The 17,761-nt window shown below is 70.6% G+C and carries 14 protein-coding genes; 10 read left to right on the forward strand and 4 right to left on the reverse strand.

Going from position 1 to position 17,761, the window contains the following annotated elements:
* Nucleotides 1–66 precede the first annotated feature (66 nt).
* Together ACWDEW_RS27515 and ACWDEW_RS27520 are read right to left on the reverse strand one after the other, a co-directional pair.
* Nucleotides 67–357, reverse strand: coding sequence for an antitoxin (locus tag ACWDEW_RS27515; RefSeq protein WP_450515914.1), 291 nt, complete (start codon nt 355–357; stop codon nt 67–69).
* Between the two features lie 23 nt (nt 358–380).
* Nucleotides 381–638: a hypothetical protein gene (locus tag ACWDEW_RS27520; protein WP_450515916.1), complete on the reverse strand. Its 258-nt coding sequence runs from the start codon at nt 636–638 to the stop codon at nt 381–383.
* A 182-nt stretch (nt 639–820) separates the two neighbouring features.
* Here ACWDEW_RS27520 and miaA point away from each other — a divergent pair, with 182 nt between their 5' ends.
* The 6 genes from miaA to hflX all read left to right on the forward strand — a co-directional run bounded on the left by miaA (nt 821) and on the right by hflX (nt 9,029).
* Entirely contained in the window at nt 821–1,759 is a 939-nt protein-coding gene (gene miaA, locus ACWDEW_RS27525) for a tRNA (adenosine(37)-N6)-dimethylallyltransferase MiaA (RefSeq protein WP_450515918.1), read from the forward strand.
* Between the two features lie 108 nt (nt 1,760–1,867).
* On the forward strand, nt 1,868–2,368 hold the full coding sequence (locus tag ACWDEW_RS27530; RefSeq protein ID WP_450515920.1) for a hypothetical protein: 501 nt from the start codon (nt 1,868–1,870) through the stop codon (nt 2,366–2,368).
* A gap of 95 nt (nt 2,369–2,463) precedes the next feature.
* Nucleotides 2,464–3,333 carry a diaminopimelate epimerase gene (gene dapF, locus ACWDEW_RS27535; RefSeq protein ID WP_450515922.1) on the forward strand — a complete coding sequence of 290 codons (870 nt, stop codon included), beginning with the start codon at nt 2,464–2,466 and terminating at the stop codon, nt 3,331–3,333.
* A 283-nt stretch (nt 3,334–3,616) separates the two neighbouring features.
* On the forward strand, nt 3,617–5,761 hold the full coding sequence (locus ACWDEW_RS27540) for a RelA/SpoT family protein (protein WP_450515923.1): 2,145 nt from the start codon (nt 3,617–3,619) through the stop codon (nt 5,759–5,761).
* Nucleotides 5,762–5,907: 146 nt separating this feature from the next.
* Complete coding sequence (locus ACWDEW_RS27545; protein WP_450515925.1) at nt 5,908–7,395, forward strand: M1 family metallopeptidase; 1,488 nt, start codon at nt 5,908–5,910, stop codon at nt 7,393–7,395.
* Nucleotides 7,396–7,535: 140 nt separating this feature from the next.
* Nucleotides 7,536–9,029, forward strand: a complete 1,494-nt coding sequence (gene hflX, locus ACWDEW_RS27550; protein ID WP_362981215.1) for a GTPase HflX — start codon at nt 7,536–7,538, stop codon at nt 9,027–9,029.
* A 65-nt stretch (nt 9,030–9,094) separates the two neighbouring features.
* Here the strand turns inward: hflX and ACWDEW_RS27555 are convergent, their stop codons facing one another.
* Nucleotides 9,095–10,324: a trypsin-like serine peptidase gene (locus ACWDEW_RS27555; protein ID WP_450515926.1), complete on the reverse strand. Its 1,230-nt coding sequence runs from the start codon at nt 10,322–10,324 to the stop codon at nt 9,095–9,097.
* Nucleotides 10,325–10,621: 297 nt separating this feature from the next.
* On the opposite strand from ACWDEW_RS27555, the gene ACWDEW_RS27560 reads away from it, so the two are divergent.
* From ACWDEW_RS27560 to ACWDEW_RS27570, 3 genes are all read left to right on the forward strand, one after another.
* Nucleotides 10,622–12,667, forward strand: coding sequence for an IucA/IucC family protein (locus tag ACWDEW_RS27560; RefSeq protein ID WP_450515928.1), 2,046 nt, complete (start codon nt 10,622–10,624; stop codon nt 12,665–12,667).
* Nucleotides 12,668–12,732: 65 nt separating this feature from the next.
* Complete coding sequence (locus ACWDEW_RS27565) at nt 12,733–13,464, forward strand: GNAT family N-acetyltransferase (RefSeq protein ID WP_450515930.1); 732 nt, start codon at nt 12,733–12,735, stop codon at nt 13,462–13,464.
* Between the two features lie 214 nt (nt 13,465–13,678).
* Nucleotides 13,679–15,667 (forward strand): ATP-dependent DNA helicase, encoded by a 1,989-nt coding sequence (locus tag ACWDEW_RS27570; protein WP_450515932.1) that lies wholly within the window; start codon nt 13,679–13,681, stop codon nt 15,665–15,667.
* Nucleotides 15,668–15,820: 153 nt separating this feature from the next.
* On the opposite strand, the gene lexA is transcribed toward ACWDEW_RS27570, so the two are convergent.
* Nucleotides 15,821–16,600 carry a transcriptional repressor LexA gene (lexA, locus tag ACWDEW_RS27575; protein ID WP_026151025.1) on the reverse strand — a complete coding sequence of 260 codons (780 nt, stop codon included), beginning with the start codon at nt 16,598–16,600 and terminating at the stop codon, nt 15,821–15,823.
* Nucleotides 16,601–17,165: 565 nt separating this feature from the next.
* Between lexA and nrdR the strand changes: the two genes are divergently transcribed.
* On the forward strand, nt 17,166–17,717 hold the full coding sequence (gene nrdR, locus ACWDEW_RS27580; protein WP_450515934.1) for a transcriptional regulator NrdR: 552 nt from the start codon (nt 17,166–17,168) through the stop codon (nt 17,715–17,717).
* Nucleotides 17,718–17,761: the final 44 nt, after the last annotated feature.

A 17,761-nucleotide genomic window follows, 5' to 3' on the forward strand; every position in this document is an offset into this window, starting at 1 on the left:
CGGACGGCCGGGGAGCCGAGTGCTCCGCGGCCGTCCGCCGTCCGCCGAACGATGTGCGGGTGCCGGTCAGGTGGTCGGCGGAGGCAAGTCCGGAGGTGCGGTCGTGCCGCCGCGCTCCGTCCCCGTGCTTCCCGCGCTCCCTGCGCCGTCCTTGTGCGCGAGTCGGTCCATGGCGTCCTTGGCCTTGCCCGTGCCCGTCTGGATCTTGTCGCTGTACTTGCCCTTGGTCTTCTCGTCGACCATCTTCGCGGCCTTGTCGAGGCCGCTCTCGATCTTGCCTCCGTGCTGCTGCGCGAGGCCCGAGACCTTGTCCTTCGCCGGGGCGAGTTTGGCCTTCAAACTGTCCATCAGACCCATGGTTCACCTTCCACGCGGGGTGGTTACGTGCGGGCGCCTTCACCGGCTTCGTTGTCGGCGGCCTCTTCGGCGGACTGCTGCTTGGGGATCTCGACGCCGTCCGCGGCCCCGACGGCCTCCGTCGCCGTCGTCTCCGCCGCTTCCTGGGCGCCTGCCCCCGACTCGGTCTCCGACACCTCGTCCGCCGCTTCGGCCGTGAGGTCCTCGGCCGTCTCCGCGCCGGCGGTCGACGCGTCCTCCGTAGTCTTCGACCTCCGAAGAAGTCGGTCAAAAACGCCCATATCCACTCCATACGTTACTCGTGCGGGCGAAATCCCGCGTAGCCCGGTGCGTCCATTTGCGTCACCCGGGGCGCCGCCTCCAGAAACCGGCGGCGGGACATCTCGCAACGGGCAACGACCCCACAGGGGTGCCGTCACGTAACTCGTTCGAGGCGGGGTCCGGCGTTTGGGAGACTGTGAACGTGAGCAGCGCACCCCCCGCCCCCCGAGTCATCGCCGTCGTCGGACCGACCGCGGCCGGAAAGTCCGATCTGGGCGTCTTCCTCGCCCAGCGTCTAGGGGGCGAGGTCGTCAACGCCGACTCCATGCAGCTCTACCGAGGGATGGACATCGGCACCGCCAAACTGACGCCCCAGGAGCGCGGCGGCATCCCGCATCACCTCCTCGACATCTGGGACGTGACCGTCACGGCGTCCGTCGCCGAGTACCAGCGCCTCGCCCGCGAGCACATCGACGCCCTGCTCGCCGCGGACCGCTGGCCGATCCTGGTCGGCGGCTCCGGGCTGTACGTCCGCGGGGCCGTCGACAACCTGGAGTTCCCCGGCACCGACCCCGAGGTCCGGGCCCGCCTGGAGGAGGAGCTGGCACTGCGCGGCTCCGGCGCCCTGCACGCCCGCCTGGCCGCCGCCGACCCCGAGGCCGCGCACGCGATCCTGCCCAGCAACGGCCGCCGTATCGTCCGCGCCCTGGAGGTCATCGAGATCACCGGCAAGCCCTTCACCGCCAACCTCCCCGGCCACGACTCGGTCTACGACACCGTCCAGATCGGTGTCGACGTGGGCCGCCCCGAACTCGACGAGCGCATCGCGCGCCGGGTCGACCGGATGTGGAGCGCGGGGCTCGTCGACGAGGTGCGGGAGCTGGAGGCGCGGGGTCTGCGCGAGGGGGTCACCGCGTCCCGTGCGCTCGGCTATCAGCAGGTGCTCGCGGCGCTCGCGGGGGAGTGCACGGACGAGGAGGCGCGCGCGGAGACGGTGCGGGCCACCAAGCGCTTCGCGCGCCGTCAGGATTCGTGGTTCAGACGCGATCCACGGGTGCACTGGTTGAGTGGGGCTGCGGCCGATCTCACAGAACTTCCGCACCTGGCACTGGCGTTGGTCGAACGACCGGTCACAGCCTGATCACGTCATGGCATCGGGACGCTCCGGCCGCCGTTGCGGCCTCCGGGGGCGTGCCATCATCGAGCTTCGATCGACCAAGTGGAGTCCGAGTTGGGAGGGCGCGTGGCGATGGAGGCCGGCCCTCGCGACACCGCAGAAGGCGCTGAGCAGGTCACCGCGGACCGTGGTGAACCGGAAGAGGTCGACGGCCGACTGAGCCCGGACGGCCCGGACGAGATCCAGGGCGGCGTGACCGCCGACGGTCCCGGGCCCGACGAGATGTACGCGGGACCCGAGGTCGAGGTCGAGCTGCGCCCGCAGCGTCGCCTGCGCATCTGGCAGCTCGCTCCCATCGTCGCCCTGGCGGCCGTGGGATCCCTGATGTTCGCCTTCCCGCTCGCCTTCGACTTCGGCGACAGCGGGGCCGTGATCGCCATGCTGGGCCTGCTCATCTGCTCCTGCGCGGCCGGCTGGGGCATGACCGCGGCCCGCCGCGTCGGCCACACCTGGCCCGGCTTCCCGCAGCGGGGCTCCGGGCGCCGCCCGGACTGGCGGGTCGTCGTCGCCTACGCCCTGGTGGTGGCCCTGGTCGTGGTGCTCGCCGTGTGGCGCGTGGCCAGGCTCCGCTAGTCGCCGAGGCCGGTCGCGGCAGTCCTGGAGGTCGGCCGCAGAGGCCGGTCACAACTGGTCGCAGGGATGTCGTAGCCACCCCGTACGATCGAGGAATGAGCACGCGGATCGCCTTCCTCAAGGGGCACGGCACGGAGAACGACTTCGTGATCGTCCCGGACCCCGAGAACGCCATCGACCTGTCCCCGGCCGCCGTGGCGGCCCTGTGCGACCGCCGCGCGGGCATCGGCGGCGACGGACTGCTGCATGTCGTGCGGTCCGCCGTGCACCCCGAGGCGCGGGACATGGCGGCCGAGGCGGAGTGGTTCATGGACTACCGCAACGGCGACGGCTCGGTCTCCGAGATGTGCGGCAACGGAGTGCGGGTGTTCGCGCGCTATCTCCAGCGCGCCGGACATGTGACCGCAGGGGACATCGCGGTCGCCACGCGCGGGGGAGTCAAGACCGTCCACCTCGCCAAGGACGGTGACGTCACGGTCGGCATGGGCAAGGCGCTTCTCCCCGAAGGGGACGTCACGGTGAGCGTCGGCGAGCGAAGCTGGCCCGCGCGGAACGTGAACATGGGCAACCCGCACGCGGTCGCATTCGTCGACGACCTCGCGCACGCCGGTGACCTGCACTCCCCGCCCCCCTTCAGCCCGGCCGCCGCCTACCCGGAGGGCGTGAACGTCGAGTTCGTGGTCGACAGGGGTCCCGGCCACGTGGCCATGCGGGTGCATGAGCGCGGTGCGGGCGAGACCCGCTCGTGCGGCACGGGCGCGTGCGCGGTCGCCGTGGCCGCGGCCCGGCGCGACGGAACCGACCCGGCCGTCACCGGAACGCGGGCGACCTACACCGTCGACGTACCCGGGGGAACGCTGGTGATCACCGAGTGGCCCGACGGCCGGATCGAGATGACCGGTCCCGCGGTGATCGTCGCCGAGGGCGAGATCGATACCGAGTGGCTGGAAAACGCCATCCGCTGAACGGGTGATTCGCAGTCCCGGCCGTCCTGGAGGCCCTGATCCGAAGTCTCCCGCGGCCGGTTCGGCCGGAAATCACGGCCGCTCCCGGAGAGCGTGGCGCAAAACCGTAAACCTCCCGACCTTCGCTCGAATGGGTGATCCGTTTCACGCTCGGCGAGAGGCGGTCAGTCGCACGTGGTGGGCTCGGTAGCATCAAGCACCGGCCCGGACGGGGGATCGAAGATCCCCTGAGCCGAGTACGCCATGGGGCACCCGTCCGCCGGTCAAGCAGCCGGAGGTGCCCATGAGTGCGGAGGCCACGAACCCTGCGAGCCCAGGCCCTGTGATGAACACAGCGCCCCGCAGGAAGGCCCGCCCCCGGATCGACCTGCGCCGGCTCGGCCGGGCCGCCCTGCTCGGTCCCACCGCCCGCGACCGGCTGCCCGACGCCATCGGACATGTGGCCGAGGCGCACCGCGCCCACTATCCCGACGCCGACCTCGAACCGCTGCGCCGCGCCTGGGTCCTGGCCGAGTCCTCGCACCGCGGCCAGATGCGCAAGAGCGGCGAGCCGTACATCACGCACCCCCTCGCCGTGACCCTGATCCTCGCCGAACTCGGCGCCGAGACCACGACGTTGACGGCCTCTCTGCTCCACGACACCGTCGAGGACACCGAGGTGACACTCGATCAGGTCGGCGAGGAGTTCGGCGCCGAGGTGCGCTATCTCGTCGACGGCGTAACGAAGTTGGAGAAGGTCGACTACGGCGCCGCGGCCGAGCCCGAGACCTTCCGCAAGATGCTCGTCGCCACCGGCAGCGACGTCCGCGTGATGTCGATCAAACTCGCCGACCGGCTGCACAACATGCGCACCCTGGGCGTGATGCGCCCCGAGAAGCAGGCCCGTATCGCCAAGGTCACCCGGGACGTCCTCATCCCGCTCGCCGAACGGCTCGGCGTCCAGGCGCTCAAGACCGAACTGGAAGACCTGGTCTTCGCGATCCTCCACCCCGAGGAGTACGACCACACACGCGAGTTGATCGTCGACAACGCCTCCCGCGCGGACGACCCGCTGGCCGAGGTCACCGACGAGGTGCGCACCGTTCTGCGCGACGCCGGCATCCAGGCCGAAGTCCTCATCAGGCCACGGCACTTCGTCTCCGTGCACCGCGTCGCCCGCAAGCGCGGCAGGCTGCGCGGCGCCGACTTCGGCCGCCTCCTGGTGCTCGTCAACGAGGACGCGGACTGTTACGGCGTCCTCGGTGAACTGCACACCTGTCTCAAGCCCGTCGTCTCGGAGTTCAAGGACTTCATCGCCGTACCGAAGTTCAACCTCTACCAGTCGCTGCACACGGCCGTCGCCCACACGGACGGCCAGGTCGTCGAAGTCCTCATCCGCACCCACCAGATGCACAAGGTCGCCGAGGCCGGCGTCATCGCGCTCGGCAATCCCTACGCTCCTCCTTCGGAGGAGCAGCAGGCCGCGAGCGACGGGGAGCGCGCCGACCCCACCCGGCCCGGCTGGCTCTCCCGCCTCCTCGACTGGCAGGAGGGCGCGCCCGACCCCGACACCTTCTGGTCGACGCTCCGCGAGGACCTCGCCCAGGACCGCGAGATCACCGTCTTCCGGCCCGACGGTGGCACGCTGGGCCTGCCGGACGGCGCGACCTGTGTGGACGCCGCGTACGCGCAGTACGGCGAGGACGCCCACGCCTGCATCGGCGCCCGCGTCAACGGCCGCCTGGCGACCCTCAGCACGGTTCTGCGGGACGGCGACACCGTCCAGCCCCTCATGGGCCAGGACCCGGCCTCCGAGCCCTCCAGGGAGTGGCTGGAGCACGCGCACACGCCCGCCGCCCGGATCGCCATCCAACGCTGGCTCGCGGCGCACCCGGGCAGCGGCGACCCAGAGGCCACCGAGCCGGACCCGGCGGTCCAGGACACGCAGACCGTGCGATCCGCGCCCCCCGCCGCCGAGGACGCCCCGACCGGCAACCCCGCCACCCCTGTCGTCGACCAGCCCGGCGCGACCGTACGGCTCGCCGGCTGCTGCACGCCCGTACCGCCCGACGAGGTCACCGGATTCTCGGTGCGCGGCGGAGTCGTCACCGTCCACCGTGTCGAGTGCAGCGCGGTGGCGCACATGAAGAGCGTGGGGCGCGCGGAGGTCGGTGTGCGCTGGGGTGACACCACCGAGTGCCGGGTCACGCTGGTAGCCGAATCGTTCGGCCGCCCCCATCTGCTGGCCGACCTCACGGAGGCGATGGCCCTGGAGGGCGCAGAGATCGTCTCGGCGACGGTCGAACCCCCGAGCCAGCAGCGCGTGCGGCACACCTACACGCTCCAACTCCCGGACGCGGCGCACCTTCCGGCCCTCATGCGGGCGATGCGCAACGTGCCGGGCGTCTACGACGTGAGCCGGGCGCAGCACCACACGACGGCCTTCTGAGCCTGGGGCAGGACCGCGCCCCGGCGCTCTCCAGAGGCGCGCGCTCCGGCGTGACCGACGCCCCGTAGGCCCCCGGAAGACCTCGTTCGAGTGGGCCGGGCGCGAGTCGTCGGCGTGCGGTACGCGCGCGCTGGTAGCGGTGGTCCATGCTGCTCACCCCCCGCACCGCCACCCCTGGGGCCGGTACCAGGGCTCCCCGACGGCTGAAGGCGGCCCTGCTCGCCTCCGCCGTGTCCGTCTGCCTCGTCGCCGCGAGCGCTCCGCCCACGCCCCTCGGCGTCGGGGACCGCCTCTTCCCGGACCTGGGCAACCCGGGCTACGACGTGGCGTCGTACGACCTCTCCTTCACCTATCCCGGCACCAACAGCAAGCCCCTCCAGGCCGTCACCACCATCGACGCGTGGACCACGGAGTCCCTGGACCGGATCAACCTCGACTTCGCGCACGGCACCGTGGACTCGGTCGAGGTCGACGGGCGGCCGGCCGACTTCGCCAGTGCCGGCGAGGACCTGGTGGTGACGCCCGAGGAGCCGCTGTCCCAGGGCAGCTGGACCCGGATCACCGTGCGGCACACCAGCGACCCCGTCTCCGCCAAGGGTCAGGACGGCGGCTGGGTGCGCACCAAGGACGGGCTCGCGATGGCCAACCAGGCCGATGCCGCGCACCTGGTGTTCCCCTGCAACGACCATCCCTCCGACAAGGCGATGTTCACCATCCGGGTCACCGCGCCCAACGCGTACACGGCCGTCGCCAACGGACTGCCGGCCGGCGTCGACAAGGTCGGCGCGAACACCACCTGGACGTACCGCACCCAGCACCCCATGGCCACCGAACTCGCCCAGGTCTCCATCGGCCGCTCCGCCGTACTGCACCGCACGGGACCGCACGACCTGCCGATGCGCGACGTCGTGCCCGCCGCGGACGCCAAGCAGCTCGAACCATGGCTCAGGAAGACCCCCGACCAGATCGCCTGGATGGAGAGCAAGGTCGGCCGCTACCCCTTCGAGACGTACGGGCTGCTCATGGCCGACGCCTCCACCGGCTTCGAACTCGAGACCCAGACGATCTCTCTCTTCGAGAGAGATCTCTTCACCGAGCCCGCCTACCCCAAGTGGTACGTCGAGTCGATCATGGTGCACGAGCTGTCGCACCAGTGGTTCGGCGACAGCGTCAGCCCCCGCACATGGTCCGACCTGTGGCTCAACGAGGGACACGCCACCTGGTACGAGGAGCTGTACGCGGAGGAGAAGGCCGGCAGGCCCATGGAGACGCGGATGAAGGCCGCCTACGGCGCCTCCGACGGCTGGCGCGCCGCCGGCGGACCGCCCGCGCTCCCCAAGGCACCCGCGCCCGGCCACAAGATCAGCATCTTCCGCCCCAACGTCTACGACGGCGCCGCCCTGGTCCTCTACGCCCTGCGCCAGGAGATCGGCCGCCCCGCCTTCGAGCGCCTGGAGCGCACCTGGGTGAGCGTCCACCGGGACGGCACGGCCACCACCGCGGACTTCGAGGACCTCGCCTCCGCGATCTCCGGCCGCGACCTGAGCGACTTCTTCAAGGCCTGGCTCTACGGCGCTAAGACCCCGCCGATGCCCGGTCACCCGGACTGGGTGTCGCAGGCACCGGTGAAATAAGGCCGTGACGGGGCGATCCGTGCCGTGCGACCATCGTCGGGTCGGCGGCGCGGACCGCCCGGAATCTCCGGTCACCGGGAATCTCCGGGGACTCTCGCACGTTGTGACCTTTGCAGGACTCCCATCGACGTAAGGACCCAATGACCTCCTCTTCTTCCCCTTCCCAGGACACTGAGCGCTTCGCGCACACCTACCCCGAAGGTCTTCGGGCCGATGCCCTGATGGAAGAGGACGTCGCCTGGAGCCACGAGATCGACGGAGACCGGGACGGCGACCAGTTCGACCGCTCCGAGCGCGCGGCTCTGCGCCGCGTCGCGGGCCTCTCCACCGAGCTCGAGGACGTCACCGAGGTCGAGTACCGGCAGCTCCGCCTGGAGCGCGTCGTACTCGTCGGCGTCTGGACCACGGGTACGGCACAGGACGCGGACAACTCCCTCGCCGAGCTGGCCGCCCTCGCGGAGACCGCGGGCGCGCTCGTGCTCGACGGTGTCGTCCAGCGCCGCGACAAGCCGGACGCGGCCACCTACATCGGCTCCGGCAAGGCCAACGAACTGCGGGACATCGTCCTGGAGACCGGCGCCGACACCGTCATCTGCGACGGTGAGCTGAGCCCCGGCCAGCTGATCCACCTCGAAGACGTCGTCAAGGTCAAGGTCATCGACCGTACGGCCCTGATCCTCGACATCTTCGCCCAGCACGCCAAGTCCCGAGAGGGCAAGGCACAGGTCGCGCTCGCGCAGATGCAGTACATGCTGCCGAGGCTCCGAGGCTGGGGTCAGTCGCTGTCCCGTCAGATGGGCGGCGGCTCGGGCGGCGGCCTCGCCACCCGTGGTCCCGGTGAGACCAAGATCGAGACGGACCGGCGCCGCATCCGCGAGAAGATGGCGAAGATGCGCCGGGAGATCGCGGACATGAAGACCGGCCGTGACATCAAGCGCCAGGAGCGCCGTCGCCACAAGGTGCCCTCGGTCGCGATCGCCGGTTACACCAACGCCGGCAAGTCGTCCCTGCTCAACCGCCTCACGGGCGCGGGCGTGCTGGTCGAGAACGCGCTGTTCGCGACCCTCGACCCGACCGTGCGCCGGGCCGAGACACCGGGCGGACGGCTCTACACGCTGGTCGACACCGTCGGATTCGTCCGGCACCTGCCGCACCACCTGGTCGAAGCCTTCCGCTCCACGATGGAGGAGGTCGGCGACGCCGATCTGATCCTGCACGTGGTCGACGGTTCGCACCCGGTCCCGGAGGAGCAGCTGGCCGCCGTACGCGAGGTGATCCGGGATGTCGGCGCCACCAAGGTGCCCGAGATCGTCGTGATCAACAAGGCGGACGCGGCGGACCCGTTGACGCTCCAGCGGCTGATGCGGAACGAGAAGCGGTCCATCGCCGTCTCGGCCCGCACCGGCCAGGGCATGGACGAGCTGCTCGCGCTCATCGACGCCGAACTGCCGCGCCCCTCGGTCGAGATCGAGGCGCTCGTGCCGTACACCCACGGCAAGCTGGTCGCCCGCGCCCACTCCGAGGGCGAGGTGATCTCCGAGGAGCACACCCCGGAGGGCACCCAGCTCAAGCTGCGGGTGCACGAGGAACTGGCGGCGGAACTCGCGCCGTACGTCCCGGCACCGCTGGCCTGACGGGCCCGTAGCACAGCACGTCCTGAGGCTCGCCCCGGATCACCCGGGGCGAGCCTTTGCCGTGTCTACTGCCCGGCGAACTTCTTGCTCACCGAGTCGTACACGCCCTTGGCCACATCGCCCAGCCGCGGGCCCGCCAGCCAGCCCGAAGTCACCGGGCCGATCGAGGTGTTGGACACCAGCGCCGGCTTGCCGTCCGTGCCCGTCTCCACCCAGCCGCCGCCGGACGAACCGCCGGTCATGCTGCAGCCGATGCGGTACATCGTCGGGTCCGCGGCGTTGATCGACAGCCGCCCCGGCTTGTCCGCGCACTGGTACAGCGTCGAACCGTCGTACGGCTTCGCCGCGGGGTAGCCGGTCGCCGTGATGCTCGACACCTTCGGCACGGCAGGCGCGTTGAAGTTCACGGGCAATGCCGAACCGACCGTCTCCTCAAGGGACTTGCCCCCACTGCCCTTCTCGGGCGTCACATGGATCACGGCGTAGTCGTACGACGATCCCTGCCCGCCCGTCTCGCCACCCTGGTCGATCCACTGCTGAGAGGTCTGCGCCCAGTCGGCCCACCAGACGCCGTACGGAGCTACCTGGGCCCGGGTGGCCGTCTCCAACTGGGCTGTCGTCATACCCGAGTTGTTGTACGACGGCACGAACGCGAGGTTGCGGTACCAGCCGCCCTTCTTGCCGGCGTGCACGCAATGGCCCGCCGTCCACACCAGGTTGGACTTGCCCGGGTGCGCCGGGTCCTCCACGACCGTCGCCGAGCAGACCATCGTGCCTTCGGGGGAGTCGAAGAACACCTTGCCCGCCGTCGCCGCGTTGGCGTGGTACGTAGGCGACACGGCCTTCGCGTCCACCACCGCGGGCGTCGGGTCGGTCACGCCCTGGTCACCGGAGATGTCGTTGGTGTCGACGCCCTTGTCCGGGTCGTTGGCGTCCCGCATCCGGCCCGAGCTCCACAGCCCCTTGATGATCGGGTTGATGTAGTCGTCGGCCTCGCGCAGCCAGTCGTCCTTGTCCCAGTTCTTCCAGGCGCCGTTCTTCCACTTGTCGATGTCGATCCCGTGCTCTTTGAGCTTGTTCTTGATGTCGTCCGGGATCTTGATCTTGCCGTCGCCGGTGTCACCGCTGGTCGCCGACGCGGTGGATTGGCCGTCCGCCTTGGTGTCACCGGAGCCGCAGGCCGTCGCGGTGAGCGCGAGCGCCGAGGCGAGGGCGACGGCGGCCAGCACGGGGGTGGTTCCGCGACGCGCACCCCTCCCGCGCCGGGCGGTGAAGGACGGCCGTATCGATCGCATGGTCTTGACTCCCCCTGGAGTGAACGGATGGTGCGCCACGGCTGTGATCTCAGCCGGACCTCATGGTGAGTTCACGCCGAACTCACGACCTTCGGGAACGGCATCACACACTATGCGCTCGCTGTGGGGGACTTCCGACGGAACAGCAACGGTTTCGCTACGGCAAGGATCTTGAAGCAACCCGTAACCCGTTGGGCGGTACGGGAGTTGGCTTCGACACGGGCGGAGGGGGCTGCTGTCGGTGCGTGGTCCGCTGTGCCCTGGGCGACGCGAGATCTCACATCCCGAGGAACAGCCTTGAACCCCACATCCACCTCTGACAGCCACTCTCACCCGCATACCCTGGCAGTGGCGTCGAGCGAGTCCGTCCCCCGGCAGCAGCCGCGCAGCCCGGAGTCGGGCCGGCCCCGGGGCACGGGTACCGACCTCCTGGAGCATCCGGACCCCGGAACCGCCGCCCAGGCCGCGGCCGTTGAGAACCTGCTGCGCTGCTGGGTGCGCGAAGTGAACCTCCCCGTCCCCGACGACGGCACCCTCCGCATCCCCCTCCCCGCCAGCGGCACGGTCCTGCACGCCCAGGTCCACTACTGGTCCCCGACGGGCTGGCACCGCTTCGGCCCTCCGTATCTGTCCGACGCTCCCCACAGCGCACCACCGGCCGACGCGGTGACGGTCGCGGCACTGCTCGCCAGGGAGACGGCCGCGCGCGACGGCGGGTCCGCACGGGATGCGGCGGTGGCGGCTGCGACGGCACCCCGAACGGAAGCGTCTCGCATCGGCCGCCCCGACACCGGCACCGATCTGGTGGCCCGGGTCGCCGACTCCCTCCGCCGTACCGTCACCTTCATCACCGACCGTCGCGCGCATCCGGCCGACGGCCCCGACCTCTTCCTCTCCGCCGAACAGGCACTGCTCCTCGGACACCCGCTCCACCCGACCCCGAAGAGTCGCGAGGGTCTCTGCGAGGCCGAAGCCCGGCTGTACTCACCGGAGTTGCGCGGTTCCTTCGCACTGCACTGGCTGTCCGTCGCCCCCTCCGTACTCGCCACCGACTCGGCCTGGACGGAACGCGGCCGGCCGGTCTCCGCCGCCCGGCTCACGGCCCGACTCGCCGGAACCGGGCTGCCGTTGCCGGACGGACACGCGGCGCTGCCCCTGCACCCCTGGCAGTGGCGTGAGCTCCGACACCGTGCCGACATCGCCGCCCTGCTCGACGCCGGATCGATCCAGGACCTCGGCCCCTACGGCACCCCGTGGCACCCCACGTCCTCCGTGCGAACCGTCCACCAGTCCGGCGCCCCCGCCATGCTCAAGCTGTCCCTGGGCCTCCGCATCACCAACTCCCGTCGTGAGAACCTCCGCAAAGAACTCCATCGCGGCGTAGAAGTGCACCGCCTGCTGCGCAGCGGCCTGTCCCAGCAGTGGCAGGCCGTCCACCCGGGCTTCGACATCGTCCGCGACCCGGCGTGGCTGGCCGTCGACGCGCAGGCGGACGGGTGCGGTGCGGACGGTGGCCAAGGGGGCGCGGACGGTACCCGTGCGCCCGTGGCCGGAATCGACGTGGTGATCCGGCACAACCCGTTCAGCCCGTCCGACGACGTCTCCTGCGTCGCCGGGCTCGTCTCACCTCGGCCGTACACCGGGCGGAGTGCCAACGCCGGCGGACCGCGGGCGACTTCGCACACCGGCGACTCCGGCCACTCCGCGTCCGGTGCGCCCCCGCTGCGGTCCCGGCTGGCCGAGGTCGTCACCGGCCTCGCCGAGCGGACCGGTCGGCCCCGTGAAGCAGTCGCCGCCGAGTGGTTCCTGCGCTACCTGGAGCACGTCGTCCGTCCCGTGCTGTGGCTGGACGGCGAGGCAGGCATCGCGCTGGAGGCGCACCAGCAGAACACGCTGCTCCTGCTGGACGCTGCGGGCTGGCCCGCGGGGGGCCGCTACCGCGACAACCAGGGCTACTACTTCCGCGCATCCCGGCGCGCGGAACTCGACGCCCGCCTGCCCGGCATCGGCGAACACAGCGACACCTTCGTCTCCGACGAGGTCACCGACGAACGCTTCGGGTACTACCTCGCGATCAACAACGTTCTCGGTCTCGTCGGAGCGTTCGGCTCGCAAGGGCTCGCCGACGAAGGGCTGTTGCTCTCCGCCTTCCGCCGCTTCCTCCGCGACGTGGCCTCCGGTCCCGCCCGGCTCCGCACCTCCCTCCCGGTTCGCCTGCTCGACTCACCCGTCCTGCGCTGCAAGGCCAACCTCCTCACCCGACTGCACGGCCTCGACGAGCTCGTCGGCCCGGTCGACACCCAGTCCGTCTACGTCACCATCGTCAGCCCCCTTCATTGCTGACCGCCCTCACCTTCCTTCGCTCCTGAGGAACATGACCCACCCCGTCTCCCGAGAGGAGCGCGACCGTGCCTCCCACCGACGCAAGCGCTGACACCGAGACCGCCCCCGACTCCGACGCGAGTGCCGGTCGGAGCCCGGCCACGGACGGCGAGGACACCCTCCACCTCCGCCTGCCCGAGGAGTTCCTCGCGCTCTGCACCAAGGCGGACGCGGACGCCGCCCGCGACGAACTCCTCGACCGCGTCGGAGACTGGGGGAGGACCCGTACGTCCGTGGGAGCCTTCCAACTCGTCCCCGTACGGATCGAACGCGACCTGCCGCTGATCACCCGCTGGATGAACGACCCCGCAGTCGCGGCGTTCTGGGAACTGGACGGCCCTCAGACGCGCACCGAGGCCCATCTGCGCGCCCAACTCGCCGGCGACGGGCGCAGCGTTCCCTGCCTCGGTGTGCTCGACGACACCCCGATGAGTTACTGGGAGATCTACCGCGCGGACCTCGACCCCCTGGCCCGCCACTACCCTGCCCGACCGCACGACACGGGCATCCACCTGCTCATCGGTGACGCCGTCGACAGGGGACGAGGGGTGGGCAGCGCCCTCCTCCGGGCCGTCGCCGACCTCGTACTCGACAAGCGCCATGCCTGCGCCCGCGTCGTCGCGGAACCGGACCTTCGCAACACCCCCTCCGTAGCCGCATTCCTGAGCGCCGGTTTCCGGTTCTCCGCCGAGGTGGACCTGCCGGCCAAGCGGGCCGCCCTCATGATCCGGGACCGTTCCCTGCGCGATCTGCTGTAGCGCCGCATGGCCGCGCCATCACTTTTGGTACACCGCTCGGACCGATCCGGTTCCACCTCGCCCAAACCGGTCCCCGTCCGATCCGACCCGATCTCCATCCGATCCCCGCCCGAACGCAACCCGCTCCCATCCGAAAGCCGCCGGTCCTGACCCGGCCCCTCCCTCAGCCTTGATCGCCCGGTTGTCAGTCCCGCCCCGTAGGGTTGGTCGCGCTATGACGAAGCCCTCACTCCCCGAACTCCTGCATGCTGCCGTCACTGCCGTCGGCGGTTCGGAGCGCCCCGGCCAGGTGACCATGGCCGAAGCCGTCGCGGAGGCGATCGACGACGGCTCCCATCTGCTGGTCCAGGCCGGCACCGGTACCGGAAAGTCGCTCGGCTACCTGGTGCCCGCGCTCGCGCACGGGGAGCGTGTGGTCGTGGCGACCGCGACCCTCGCGCTCCAGCGCCAGCTGGTGGAGCGCGACCTGCCGCGCACGGTCGACGCACTGCATCCCCTGCTGCGCCGCCGTCCCCAGTTCGCGATGCTCAAGGGCAGGTCGAACTACCTGTGCCTGCACCGCCTCCACGAGGGCGTGCCGCAGGACGAGGAGGAGGGCCTCTTCGACCAGTTCGAGGCGGCGGCCCCCACCAGCAAGCTGGGCCAGGACCTGCTGCGGCTGCGCGACTGGACGGACGGGACCGAGACCGGCGACCGCGACGACCTCACGCCCGGAGTCTCCGACCGCGCGTGGGCGCAGGTGTCGGTGTCCTCGCGCGAGTGCCTGGGCGCCCAGAAGTGTGCCTACGGAGCGGAGTGTTTCGCCGAGGCGGCCCGCGAGCGCGCCAAGCTCGCCGACGTCGTCGTCACGAACCACGCGCTGCTTGCGATCGACGCGATCGAAGGCGCTCCCGTCCTCCCGCAGCACGAGGTGCTGATCGTCGACGAGGCCCATGAACTGGTCTCGCGCGTCACCGGAGTTGCCACCGGCGAGCTCACCCCGGGCCAGGTCAACCGCGCGGTGCGCCGGGCCGCGAAGCTGGTCAACGAGAAGGCCGCCGACCAGCTCCAGACCGCCGCCGAGGGCTTCGAGCGGCTCATGGAGCTCGCCCTGCCGGGCCGCCTGGAGGAGATCCCGGAGGACCTCGGATACGCGCTCATGGCGCTGCGGGACGCCTGCCGTACGGTGATCTCCGGGATCGGCGCCACCCGCGACAAGTCCGTGCAGGACGAGGACGCGGTCCGCAAGCAGGCGTTGGCTTCCGTGGAGTCCGTGCACGACGTGGCGGAGCGGATCAGCAACGGCTCCGAGTGGGACGTCGTCTGGTACGAACGCCACGACCGCTTCGGTGCCTCCCTGCGCGTCGCCCCCATGTCCGTGTCGGGCCTGCTGCGGGAGAAGCTCTTCGCGGACCGCTCGGTCACCCTGACCTCCGCGACGCTGAAGCTCGGCGGCGACTTCAACGGCGTAGGAGCGTCCCTGGGCCTCGCCCCCGAGGGCACGGCGGGCGACGACCTCCCGCAGTGGAAGGGCGTCGACGTGGGCTCGCCCTTCGACTACCCGAAGCAGGGCATCCTGTACGTCGCCAAGCACCTCTCGCGCCCCGCGCGGGACGGCGATCGCGCCGACATGCTGGACGAGTTGACGGAGCTGATCCAGGCAGCGGGCGGTCGCACGCTGGGCCTCTTCTCCTCGATGCGGGGTGCCCAACTCGCCGCCGAGGAACTGCGCTCACGCATCCCCGAGTACCCGATCCTCCTCCAGGGCGAGGAGACGCTCGGCGAGCTGATCAAGAACTTCGCGGCCGACCCGAAGACCTGTCTGTTCGGCACGCTGTCGCTCTGGCAGGGCGTGGATGTCCCCGGCCCCAGCTGTCAGTTGGTCGTCATGGACAAGATCCCGTTCCCGCGCCCGGACGACCCGCTGATGAGCGCCCGCCAGAAGGCCGTCGAGGACGCCGGGGGCAACGGCTTCATGGCGGTGGCCGCGACGCACGCGGCGCTGCTCATGGCCCAGGGCGCGGGCCGTCTCGTCCGGGCGTCGGGCGACCGGGGTGTGGTCGCCGTACTGGATCAGCGGCTCGCCACCGCCCGTTACGGCAGCTATCTCAAGGCGTCACTGCCCGACTTCTGGTACACCACGGACCGTAACCAGGCCCGGAGGTCGCTGGCCGCGATCGACGCGAAGGCGAAGCAGGAGGAGGCCGAGGCCGAATCGGAGTGATTCGGGGCGGTGTCGGTCCGGAGCGCCGGGCCGACACCGGCTCCATGGCTGGCCACTACCGGAGTCCGCACAGCGCAGGACCCCGGAACCGGCGCAGGGGTCCCGGGGTCCGGTCAGGGGGCCGGGCCGGTGGGGCCCCGCCCGCCGCGGGCGTCACACGCGCCGCAGCACCGCCACCACCTTGCCGAGAATCGTCGCGTCGTCGCCGGGGATCGGCTCGTACGCGGAGTTGTGCGGGAGGAGCCAGACATGGCCGTCCTCGCGCTTGAAGCGCTTGACGGTGGCCTCGCCCTCCAGCATGGCGGCCACGATGTCGCCGTTCTCCGCGACCGGCTGGCGGCGCACGGTGACCCAGTCGCCGTCGCAGATCGCGGCCTCGATCATCGAGTCACCGACGACCTTGAGGACGAACAGCTCGCCGTCACCGACCAGTTGGCGGGGGAGAGGGAAGACGTCCTCGACCGACTCCTCGGCGAGGATCGGGCCACCGGCGGCGATCCGGCCCACCAGGGGGACGTACGACGCGGCGGGCTTGCCCGCGGTGTCCGTGGGCTGCACCGACGAGGACTGGTCGGAGCCGCGGACCTCGTACGCGCGTGGGCGGTGCGGGTCGCGGCGCAGGAAGCCCTTGCGCTCCAGGGCCATCAACTGGTGTGCGACAGAGGACGTGCTGGACAGGCCGACGGCCTGGCCGATCTCGCGCATCGACGGCGGATAGCCCCGGCGCTGCACCGAGTCCCTGATGACCTCGATCACCCGACGCTGCCGGTCCGTGAGCCCCGAGCTGTCCGCCCGGATGCCGGGAGGTCGGCCTGGCAGGGAGCGCTTGTGTCCCTCGGGATTCGCGGCTTCGTTCATTGCATGCACCGGTTCGAGTCGGCCCTGGGAGCGATCCTGGGCAGTGATGGTGGCGCTGTCTGCGGTGGTGGTCACGTCGGCCCCTCTCGATGTTCTCCCTGCTGGACAACGGTAGTTGCTTTCGAAAGGTTGCGCCAAACACACGTTCGAGTGAAAAAACGCGGATAGCCCGTCGCGATCGTGCGTTTGGGTGTATGGCCGATGTGTCACCTGGCGGACAAAGAGGCCCATTGTCGGGCTCTTCGCCGCGCGGGTGGTGACCTTGCGGGTTGTCGCCCCAGTCTGCCACCCGGTGTCCCGGCGACCGGGGCCCGGTCCGGGTCTGTGCGGGAGTCCCACGTCTTCTCCGTGCCGCGCTCACGGTATCTCCGTAAGTGCCCTGGCGGTACGGGTGTGCGCCCGCGTGTTCCGGGCGACGGTATGGCCGTATGGCACATGCCAATACGGGTGTGACACGCGCGTACGGCGTGTTTGTGTGAGCCAATCACCACATCTAGTGGTTGGATTGCGGCAGCAGCCCAGAAGTTGTGGTCCCCCGGGTCTCCATCGTCTCGGCCATCGCCTATGCTTGGGGCTGCTTCGAGAGGCCCAAGGGGTCTTACGAGGCTACTGAGTCTGCTGTGAGGAAGGGTTGGAGATCATGCACTGCCCCTTCTGCAGGCACCCCGACAGCCGTGTCGTCGACAGCCGTACGACGGACGACGGCACGTCGATCCGCCGGCGCCGCCAGTGCCCAGACTGCTCCCGTCGTTTCACGACCGTAGAGACGTGCTCGCTCATGGTGGTCAAGCGGTCCGGAGTCACCGAGCCTTTCAGCCGTACCAAGGTCATCAACGGTGTGCGCAAGGCATGCCAGGGACGGCCTGTCACCGAGGACGCACTCGCCCAGCTCGGCCAGCGGGTCGAAGAGGCGGTGCGGGCCACCGGAAGTGCCGAACTGACCACCCATGACGTCGGGCTGGCCATACTCGGCCCGTTGCAGGAACTCGACCTCGTCGCCTATCTGCGATTCGCCTCCGTCTACCGGGCGTTCGACTCGTTGGACGACTTCGAGGCCGCGATCGTGGAACTGAGGGAAGCGACGCCAGGCCCCGCCGCGGACGACGAAGACGCGGGATCGGGAAGCCAGGAAGACGACGGCGGGCCCGGAGGGACTGTTCATGTCCCGGTGCCCGCCCACTCCGCCGACTGACCGGCGGGCCGGAACCGGGCGGAGACCCCGGATCCGGCCGGACG

The sequence above is a fragment of the Streptomyces sp. NPDC001100 genome (genome assembly GCF_053598575.1).